Annotated in this window: 12 protein-coding genes; 6 read left to right on the top strand and 6 right to left on the bottom strand. The window is 30.6% G+C overall.

The window, feature by feature from the left end; translation table 11 throughout:
* Positions 1-594: 594 nt before the first annotated feature.
* Positions 595-867: a hypothetical protein gene (locus tag I2F23_RS13315; protein ID WP_195773065.1), complete on the bottom strand. Its 273-nt coding sequence runs from the start codon at positions 865-867 to the stop codon at positions 595-597.
* 326 nt (positions 868-1,193) lie between these two features.
* On the opposite strand from I2F23_RS13315, the gene I2F23_RS13320 reads away from it, so the two are divergent.
* The 3 genes from I2F23_RS13320 to I2F23_RS13330 all read left to right on the top strand — a co-directional run bounded on the left by I2F23_RS13320 (position 1,194) and on the right by I2F23_RS13330 (position 2,874).
* Positions 1,194-1,424: a hypothetical protein gene (locus tag I2F23_RS13320; protein ID WP_040331909.1), complete on the top strand. Its 231-nt coding sequence runs from the start codon at positions 1,194-1,196 to the stop codon at positions 1,422-1,424.
* Between the two features lie 138 nt (positions 1,425-1,562).
* Entirely contained in the window at positions 1,563-1,772 is a 210-nt protein-coding gene (locus I2F23_RS13325) for a cold-shock protein (RefSeq protein WP_023272873.1), read from the top strand.
* Between the two features lie 232 nt (positions 1,773-2,004).
* A complete protein-coding gene (locus tag I2F23_RS13330) occupies positions 2,005-2,874 on the top strand; it encodes an IS982 family transposase (protein ID WP_195773066.1) in 870 nt (289 codons plus the stop codon).
* 132 nt (positions 2,875-3,006) lie between these two features.
* Here the strand turns inward: I2F23_RS13330 and I2F23_RS13335 are convergent, their stop codons facing one another.
* The 4 genes from I2F23_RS13335 to I2F23_RS13350 all read right to left on the bottom strand — a co-directional run bounded on the left by I2F23_RS13335 (position 3,007) and on the right by I2F23_RS13350 (position 4,904).
* Complete coding sequence (locus I2F23_RS13335) at positions 3,007-3,435, bottom strand: peptidylprolyl isomerase (protein WP_195773067.1); 429 nt, start codon at positions 3,433-3,435, stop codon at positions 3,007-3,009.
* 262 nt (positions 3,436-3,697) lie between these two features.
* On the bottom strand, positions 3,698-4,219 hold the full coding sequence (locus tag I2F23_RS13340; protein WP_195773068.1) for a hypothetical protein: 522 nt from the start codon (positions 4,217-4,219) through the stop codon (positions 3,698-3,700).
* 107 nt (positions 4,220-4,326) lie between these two features.
* Positions 4,327-4,659 (bottom strand): type II toxin-antitoxin system HicB family antitoxin, encoded by a 333-nt coding sequence (locus tag I2F23_RS13345; protein ID WP_195773069.1) that lies wholly within the window; start codon positions 4,657-4,659, stop codon positions 4,327-4,329.
* A complete protein-coding gene (locus tag I2F23_RS13350; RefSeq protein ID WP_195773070.1) occupies positions 4,656-4,904 on the bottom strand; it encodes a type II toxin-antitoxin system HicA family toxin in 249 nt (82 codons plus the stop codon). Before I2F23_RS13350 ends, I2F23_RS13345 begins: the two co-directional genes overlap by 4 nt.
* Before the next feature lie 233 nt (positions 4,905-5,137).
* On the opposite strand from I2F23_RS13350, the gene I2F23_RS13355 reads away from it, so the two are divergent.
* The 3 genes from I2F23_RS13355 to I2F23_RS13365 are packed head-to-tail and all read left to right on the top strand — an operon-like array spanning position 5,138 to position 6,135.
* Positions 5,138-5,311 (top strand): hypothetical protein, encoded by a 174-nt coding sequence (locus I2F23_RS13355; RefSeq protein ID WP_195773071.1) that lies wholly within the window; start codon positions 5,138-5,140, stop codon positions 5,309-5,311.
* Between the two features lie 42 nt (positions 5,312-5,353).
* Entirely contained in the window at positions 5,354-5,590 is a 237-nt protein-coding gene (locus I2F23_RS13360) for a hypothetical protein (RefSeq protein ID WP_195773072.1), read from the top strand.
* 56 nt (positions 5,591-5,646) lie between these two features.
* Complete coding sequence (locus tag I2F23_RS13365; protein WP_195773073.1) at positions 5,647-6,135, top strand: tetratricopeptide repeat protein; 489 nt, start codon at positions 5,647-5,649, stop codon at positions 6,133-6,135.
* Between the two features lie 193 nt (positions 6,136-6,328).
* On the opposite strand, the gene I2F23_RS13370 is transcribed toward I2F23_RS13365, so the two are convergent.
* Positions 6,329-7,190 (bottom strand): hypothetical protein (locus I2F23_RS13370; RefSeq protein WP_407648032.1); only part of this gene is annotated, 862 nt, incomplete at its 5' end.

Raw genomic sequence — 7,190 nt, forward strand, 5'->3', positions numbered from 1 at the left:
GAAGAGACCACCATAACAGGCCGCTCGATCTTTGGGAGCCCCAAAAGAGTACTCACTACACAATTTTAAAAAATAAATTTTATTTAAATTATTCCATGAGCGAGGGGAGCTTCCCCTCGACCCCGAAAAGCGCACGAAACAGAGTGTTAAATACAATTAAAAGTAAATATAATCAAATAGATATATAGAAATAAAAAGTGACTTAGACGGATCAAACAATCCCTAGAAAAATATGAAAATAAAAACTGTTACAAAATTTTTTTATTGCGTTTTTAGTGATTCCTTGCATTGTTTCAATATAAATCATGCTGTTGCAGCATAAACTCGGTTTTGTTACAACATTTTTTGATGCTGTTTCTCAATATTTGCTGAATTGTTGCAGCATAAAATTTGATTGTTTCAACATAAAGCCATTTTGTTTCTTCATTTTTAGATACTGTTGCAGCATTTCTAAATGTTATTTCTACATTAGTGCATCTTATTTCAGTGCTTGATCTGCTTATTTATTTTTTGAGTGATCTTTTAATTAGGATAATAAAAAATAAAATTGATCATTTATCAACAGATTTTACAAAATTAAAAGATATTTAGACTTTAAATAAGTATATCTTTATTTTCTTCATTTTTATTATTAAATACATCAATAACTTTATAATCTATATTATTTAGCTTAACAACATCATTTATATTTGCCTTATCAAGATTATAATAAACGATACAATTAATGATTTCATTTGTACGGTCATTTATCCATAAAGAATAAGAGTGCCGTCTCCCTGAAATTATATATATCTCTATGATATTTATAATTTTAAATTTATATAGAGAGTTGGGCTCTTGCAAAGTAATTATTTTATTTTCATACATATAAAATCAACCTATTTAACTTAAATTTAATTAAATATTTTCAATATAGGATGAAGCATAAAATTAAATAAAATATGATTTAAATATAGAAGTTAAGATATGGTTTATACATGATTTAAAAATAAGAAATTATTTTTAAGATATCATAGATAAAAAAATATTGGAAATTAAAGAAAATATTTAATTTGCATTTTAACGATTAATCATATAAGGTGGTTGAATATTGAATGTGCTAGAGCACTTCATTTATCATATATTTTTTAGAAATTAACAAATTTTAGATAGTATTTACTTTTATGAAAAATAGCACACTTATTGAAGTGTGCATGAACTGGTATAAATTGCAAAAAATAATCAATCGTATAGCTATTGCCATCAATGGCGATAAAATCAATGTAAAAATTATTCCTAATGAAAAGCGACAAAATACTTCAACAGGGTTCATGAATGTAGAGGTTGGAAAAAAAATCCTCTTAGAATCTGGGCAAGAAGTTGGTTTAAATTTAGATGGGAAAAGTTTTTTTACCTCATTTAACCAAATGTATCGACTAATCTAATTATATAGTCTTAATACTATATCCACTCACTAGAATTTTGTTTCTTCATCATAATTACGCAGTATTTATTATAAAATCTCTACGTCTCTAATTTGAAATTTCAATTTTCTAGAATTTTACTAGAAAGAGGACATATTTATGTCAAATGTACAAAATGGCGTTGTTAAATGGTTTGACGACAGCAAAGGATTTGGATTTATTCAGATGCAAGATGGACAAGATGTATTTGCTCATTTTAAAAATATTAAATCTGATGGGTTCAAAAGCTTATCCGAAGGCCAGTATGTAGAGTTTACAGTTGCTCAAGGTCAAAAGGGTTTACAAGCAGAAAATATAAGTCCCATCTAATTTTCTAAAATCTTAGAAAAAAGCTCATCAAAAAATTGATGGGCTTTTTTTATTGAATTTATCAAGTAGTGATTAAATCTTAATAGTTTTTTCTCATATAAAATCAAAAATATATGCTTTTCATCAAAAAAAGATTGTCATAACCCGAATCCTGCTTAAGGAATAAGATTGAAAAAAGATAGAACTAGAGCCATGAGTTGAGTTACCACACTAACAAATAGCCCTAGTCCTGATGAATGATATTACAGCTTTGTTCTGCACAATTGATGATTTCTTTTTAAAATTTGAATCGGTTTATTGGAAGTACCTCAAACAGGTAAAAGCTCGTATAAGACTTAGATCCACAAACTTGAGCCTGTCTGAAATTATTCTAATTGCCATATGGTACAAGACCTCACACTTCAATAATTTTAAAGCATTTTATACTTCTATAAGTTACAATTACTCTAATCTATTTAGATACTTACCTTGCTATCAGCGCATGATTAACCTAATCAATATGCATCAGCTTGCAATACATGCCTTACATTTTACTTTGATGAAAGACAGACAGAATTCATGCCTCTGGATTGATTCAACCACTCTGCCTGTGTGTAAGAATCAGCGTATACAACGTCATAAATCCCTAAGTGATATTGCAACAAGAGGGAAAAGTTCAATGGGCTGGTTCTTTGGTTGCAAACTACATGTAGTGATGAATGCAGAAGGTGAGATGGTCAATACTATTTTATCCAATGGACACGTTGCTGATATTAAAATGGTTGAACAGCTTGTGATAGGATTACATACTAAACTCTATGCAGATCGAGGTTATCTCAGTCAAGACCTTAAAAGTAGACTGAAAGAGCAACATATTGATCTGATTACCTATCATCGCAAAAACATGCAATCCATTGAATTGTCTCAAACAGATGAATATCACTTGAAGCAACGTAATAAGATTGAAACGCTATTTAGCCTGCTTAAAGGGCAATACCATTTGGTAACGAGTAAGGCACGTAGTATTGCTGGCTATCTTGCAGGCATATATGCATCTCTATGTGCTTATCAGCTTAGCCATAAAAACAAGCCAAGCATTCAAATTATGACCTCTGTGGATTAAGCAGGATTCAGGTTGTCATATGATGTATCTGCCCAATACAAAATAAAGACATATAAATATAAAAATACACACAAGAGGGTGGGCAAAAATGGCTCCTTTATCTCAGATAAAGGAGCCATTTTTCATGACTATTTATAAAAAGTTATGCAAGTGAATGTCTATAATTAAAGGAATATTTGAAGGAATGTTTTTATCTAACTTATCAAAATTAGATGCTTTTGATGCAGGAATAAAGAATCGACTTTTCCCCGTTTTTTTCATAGTTTTAATTGCTTCAATCATTGGTTCATTTAAATCAGATAGATTAACTTCTTTTTCAGCCATCTCTATTCGAGTGGAATAATCAAGATTTCTAACTGTATATGAGAAATGAATTTTATGTTGATTATTAGGTATACCACCTAGACCTGATTCAAGAATTTCATATTGAATTCCTGATGATAGAGTAGAAACACCTAGTTTTGAGGTGTTCCTTTTAAAAAAGTCTTCATTCATGTCTGCATTTGCAAAAATAGAAGTGAATAATAAAAGTCCACCTACAAGATATTGGTTATTAAACATATATGTCCATAAAAATTAATTTTAATACACTATAATTTATATAAACATATAGATATTTCAATAATATAAAATATTTTTATATATAAGAATATTTCTGTGTTCTTTTTAACCTACTTTACTAGCAATAACTACCAAAACCGCCTAAAAAAAAGCCGACATGTTTCCGAGTCGGCTTTTTTGATGTTTTTGGCATTATGTAAAATGTTTAAGGTACTGAAATACAAAAATTAATTAAGAAAGAGTTCGGGTAATGTCCATTATGTTAAATTTCCTCATTCCAAGCTTTATCTAAAATTTTCAAATTATTGTATGCTTCTTCAAAATCACTTAATTTGAATGTTAAAACAGGAGATGAAAACTGTTGTTCCCAAACTACTGATGTTACAAGGTCATTCATATTATTCCATGCGACTCCGAATCGAATCCATTGAACTTCTGATTCAGTCACCATCTGTTCAATCATAATTACGTTGCAGACAAGATCTAAATCATCAGGACAAATTAAAATTGGTATGACAGTGGATACTGCACCATATTCAGAAGTTTCAGGTTTTAATAGTTTCCAGGCATTCCTCAAAGGAAAACTATTGTCAAAATCATATAGCCACCCCTGTGCTGGAACGGAAGACTTTGCGTCCTTAAAACTAGTGTTTTTACTTATCCATATATTTAATGGAAGCCCATCAATAGCAAAAATAGGAAATGGTTTAATGTTTCCATTTCCATCCTGAATACATCCTCTGATGGGATGTTCATTTAATAATACTGCTGAAATCAAGTTCATATATTTTATTTAAATACTTTAAAGTTTCCCTAAAATTAACATAATACACATTATCCGAAGTCAAAAATGGGAGCTAATGCTCCCACTTTTGCTAATTTTTTAAGAAATTATACACCTAAACGTATTAGTTTTTCTTGAATCGCTTCACTTACGAAAGCATTAAGAGAGTTACTTGATGCTAAAACTGCCTTACGATGCATTTCAGGGCTGATACGAACGTTAAATGTACCTTTAAAAGGTTGGTCAGGGGCTTTGCCTAATTCAGTACATGACTCTAAATAGCAGTCTACAGACTCCTGAAAAGCTTGCTCAAGGGCTTTTAATGTTTCTGCTTCATAGGTAATAAGATCACGCATAAAGGCAAGTTTCCCAGATAGTTCACCTGTTTCAAGATCAGGTTCAATTGTACCGAGATAGCCCTTATATTTTAAATAACTCATAAAAATCCCTCCTGCTTGAGTGCTTGTTTTACAGCTTTCAATGCCCCACCTTTGATTTCATTTTCAGGATGTGGACGGTGCAGTAAAATCATATGTTTAGTTTTATCATTAAAAAAACGAACACGAGAGCCTGCCATTTCAAACTTTTCATAGCCTAGCTGATTCAGTAAAACAACTAAATCCTTATACGAAAATGTATTTTTTGAATTTGTGAGTTTTTCAAGTAACTTTTCCGTTTTACCCATATTCTAGTTTCTAGTCCTGCTACTATAGCAACTAATAATAGTTACTTTTTGACGATATTGCAACTAATAGTAGTTGCAATATCGTATAACGGCCATTATGTTAAACGCGCAAATATTTGTAGTGTAACAAGCTAAAAAATCTGTAATCTTTAGCTGATTTACGATAGAGTAAAAATTATTCAAATTTACCAAATAAAAATTTTATCTCCTAGCAAAATAGATAGAGGGTTTTTATGAAAAAATTAACAGAAGAAGAGTTAAAAAGGTTTTCCATTAAGGAACAAATAGAATATTTTAGGAAACAAGCTTTAAAAGAAATAGAGGAAAAAAAGTCTGAATTAAAATTTAAAAGACAAAATAAAATTCAGAGAAAATTGAATAGCGAACAAGAAAGATCTGCACTATAAATATCCAATATGTGATTCTAAAATAAATAAGGGGCTACGATCATGAATGATACAAAAGTATTTAATCTCACATCATATCCAACGTTGATTACTGAAACCGAGAGTTATATTCAAGCTATAGGAGGCGAGTTTTTATTTATATTTTCTGATGAAATGCCATCACCTTCAGAATGTAAAAATGCGCATCAAGATATCAAGTTTAAAACTGAAAAAAATATTGGAAAATTATGGGCTTGGAAGAAGTACTCTTGGAAAACCAAACTGATTGTATCTAGTTAATACACTGTGCTAATTTGATTTTTCTAATTTAGAAATAGGTTGAAAGGAATAAATCTATGTTAGAAATATATTCAGATAGAGTTAGCCAATATAATTTAGCTGTATGTCTCAGAGATGGGAATGGCATTCAACAAAATTATGTAGAAGCATTTAAGTGGTTTTGCTTGGCAGCAGATCAAGGGCTAGCTTTAGCTCAATATAATGTCGCTTCTTTTTATGAGAATGGTCTTGGTGTATCTAGGAATATAAATAAAGCGTTTAAATGGTATAAGTTATCAGCAAAACAAGGCTTAGATATTTCTCAATATAGTTTAGGAATGTTATATCTGCTTGATTCAAATACTCAAAGAGATTATCTAAAAGCAAATAAATGGCTAGAACTTGCTGCAAAACAAGGGTTGGAGCAAGCTAAATATAGTTTAGGAATGCTATATAAGCTTGGATTGGGTGTAAGTCAAAGTAATACTGAAGCTATTAAGTGGTTTAATCAGGCATCAAACTTAGAAAGTGCTAAAAAAGAACTAAAAAAATTATTACCATGTTAATAACTCTATAAAAAATTTAACCACTTTGAGGGGGCATTAGAATTTTCTGCCGTTCAATTTAGATTAAACCTATCTTCTACTATTAGTAATACCAATTTTTATAAGAGTAAACTGATTGAGGTTTACTCTTTTTTGTTTAAAAAAGCAGAAATTATAGGTAATAATTACCAAAATTGCATATAATATATTGATATTAAAAATCAACCATTACAGATGCCCCACCACCAGAATTTCCTTTAAAGTCACTTGTGGCTCCAGCTTTCCAAATATAATTAACAGGACGACCAAAAAGCGTTGATTCAGAAGTAATACCACTTGCACCAATAGCTATATTTGTACTGTTATTCCATGATCCAGTTGCAATACCAATTGCTGTAGAACCCTCTCTAATAGGTTGTCCAAGAGATGCTACCGCTAAAGCAGAGGCAACACCTGAATTAACCTTCTTATCCAGTTGGTTGAATCTTTGACTAAAGCTATTAGATAAGTTTTGAACTTGTGAATCAGTATAGTTTTTAGCATTTAAATTAGATTGATAAAGTTGTGATCCATTTACTGCATCTTGAGATGTAGTAGATATATAACCATTTGTGATACCTGTTAATTTAGCATTTAAATTTACAGTATTATGTAAATCATCAGTATATTTAACAGTCCTTTTGATATCAGCAGTATTTTGAGCAATACCTTGATCTGCTTTATCAGCACGAGTTCCTAATGTCTGTACATTTTGGTTTGTTGTAGCGAGATTAGTATTTGTTTGTTTGATATCAGCAGTATTTTGAGCAATACCTTGATCTGCTTTATCAGCACGAGTTCCTAGTGTCTGCACATTTTGGTTTGTTGTAGCGAGATCAGTATTTGTTTGTTTGATATCAGCAGTATTTTGAGCAATACCTTGATCTGCTTTATCAGCACGAGTTCCTAATGTCTGCACATTTTGGTTTGTTGTATCAAGATTAGTATTTGTTTGTTTGATATCAGCAGTATTTTGAGCAATACCTTGATCTGCTTTATCAGCACGAGTTCCTAATGTCTGTACATTTTGGTTTGTT

Origin of the sequence: Acinetobacter pollinis (genome assembly GCF_015627175.1) — a bacterium.
Classification (GTDB): domain Bacteria; phylum Pseudomonadota; class Gammaproteobacteria; order Pseudomonadales; family Moraxellaceae; genus Acinetobacter; species Acinetobacter pollinis.